This window comes from Winogradskyella sp. UBA3174 (assembly GCF_002364335.1).
Lineage (GTDB): Bacteria > Bacteroidota > Bacteroidia > Flavobacteriales > Flavobacteriaceae > Winogradskyella.
The window spans coordinates 1,847-3,523 of the sequence record NZ_DEXW01000051.1 but is presented as its reverse complement, the minus strand read 5'-3'; the positions used below and the strand labels follow the sequence as shown (position 1 = coordinate 3,523).

Here is a 1,677-nt window from a genome sequence, read left to right as displayed (position 1 = left end):
GCACCATTACCAAGACGCGAATATACAAAGCGGAGCGATTATAATATTACGATGCGTGGTAACAGACAAGAAATCACTGATTTTGGTTGGGTGCACGACCAAGATAACGATAAAGTTGTCCGTGAAGTAGGAAAAGAGGACGTCGTCTTAGCGAAAGAAAAAGGATATAACGTGTACAAAAAAGTAGACGATAGCAGGTGCCAAGCTGCACAAGATTGGTGGGCAGCACACCAAGAAAAATGGGCTATAGTAAGAACAAAATGGGCGGATGTTTATGGTAGAAATAAGGATTTAACATTAGAAACTAAAGTAGAAAACAAGGCTTTGTACAAACATTTGTTCGATGATGAAATGACAGCGGAAAATGAGATTAATGAAGTCATTGAATCTTTCGTTAAAAAATAATATTATGAAAAAGTTAACTTATATTTTAATTGTCATAACGCTAATAACAGCAACATCTTTGTTTGCCCAAGAATCAAACATTTTTTTAAGTCGAGACTATTGGAAATCTAATCCATCAATTTCTGACATTGACAAAAAGATTGATAAAGGACTCGATATTGCACAGCTTAATGGTTTTGCTTTCGATGCCGTTTCATATGCATTAATTGAAAAAGTTGATAACGAAACCATTAAACACCTTTTGTCTAAAGAAGGAAACGGAGCCAACAAGCTAACACACGATGGAAGAACTTATATTTTCTGGGCTGTTTATAAGGATAATCTAGAATTAATGAATTACCTCGTTGAAAAAGGAGCGAAAACAGATGTTATAGATAGTCATGGGTATTCGGTGTTGAATTTTGCAGCAGTTACAGGTCAAACAAATACCAAATTATATGATTTTTTAATAAAACACGGTGCAAATCCAGAAGCAGAAAAAAACCATGATGGTGCCAACGCCTTATTATTAGTAGCGCCTTTTTTAAAGGACGAGAATTTAGTTAGTTATTTTTTGTCTCAGAATGGTGATATAAATACGAGTGATACTGATGGCAATGGTATCTTCAATTATGCTGCTAAAGGTGGAAATTTAAAAATGTTACAATGGTTAATCGATAAAGGTGTTCCATATAAAAACTTAAATGCTAAAGGAGGTAATGCTATGATTTTTGCGAGCCAAGGTAGAAGAGGGAAGGAAAATACTTTAGAGGTTTATAAATTTTTAGAAAGCAAAGGAGTACAAGTCAATGTCACTGGTAATAATGGCAGAAATCCGTTGCATGCAATCGCTTATGATACTGAAGATTTAGAAATTTTCAAATATTTCATAAATAAAGATGTTGATGTAAATCAACAAGATGAAGGAGGAGTCTCTCCGTTTATGAATGCCGCAAATAGTAGTAAACTAGAAGTTGTAAAATTTTTGTCGACTTATGTGAAAGATATCAATGCTAAAGACGAAAACGGACGTTCTGCATTGGCTAAGGCTATTAATAGAAATAGAGTTGAAATTGCTGAATTCTTAATAAGTATAGGGGCAGATATTGCAACTATAGATAAAGATCAAAACTCTTTAGCCTATTACATATTGAATACGTTTAGAATAAACAAGCCTGAAACTTTTAATGAAAAACTAAAATTACTTCAAAGTGCTGGTCTCGATTTAACTCTAACACAAGGGAAAGGTAAAACATTATATCATTTGGCAGTTGAAAAAAATAATCTAGAATT

2 protein-coding genes are annotated in these 1,677 nt (G+C 33.4%); both read left to right on the top strand.

Annotation, left to right across the window (positions count from 1 at the left end; translation table 11 throughout):
* Positions 1 to 405, top strand: a 405-nt coding sequence (locus B2U95_RS09590) for a DUF6607 family protein (RefSeq protein WP_349675759.1), incomplete at its 5' end; no start/stop codon positions are given.
* Positions 406 to 409: 4 nt separating this feature from the next.
* Positions 410 to 1,677: ankyrin repeat domain-containing protein (locus B2U95_RS09585; protein ID WP_296315568.1), on the top strand; the 1,268-nt coding region annotated here is incomplete at its 3' end.